The sequence below is a fragment of the Kistimonas ophiarachnellae genome (genome assembly GCF_057552235.1).
The window spans coordinates 1-275 of the sequence record NZ_BAAJPA010000098.1 but is presented as its reverse complement, the minus strand read 5'-3'; the positions used below and the strand labels follow the sequence as shown (position 1 = coordinate 275).

The following is a 275-nucleotide window of genomic DNA, read 5'->3' as shown; positions in this document are numbered from 1 at the left end:
CGGTAACCAACAACAATGACGGCACCTTCAGTTTCAACCCGGGCAGCGACTTTCAGGACCTGGCCGCCGGAGAAACCCGTCAGGTTACGTTTACCTATGTAGCGGTCGATGATTCCGGTGAAGGGAATGCCACCAGTGAACCGGCCACTGTCACGATCACGATCACCGGTACCAACGATAAACCGACAGCGGTGGTTGAGAGTGTCAGTGCTACGGAAGATGGTGCTGCGGTAACGGGCAACTTTGGTGCCACGGATGCAGACACCACCGATACC

At 56.4% G+C, this 275-nt stretch carries 1 protein-coding gene; it reads left to right on the top strand.

Annotation, left to right across the window (positions count from 1 at the left end; translation table 11 throughout):
* The coding region (locus AC27K1_RS21815; RefSeq protein ID WP_487152899.1) for a VCBS domain-containing protein at positions 1 to 275 on the top strand (275 nt) is incomplete at both ends.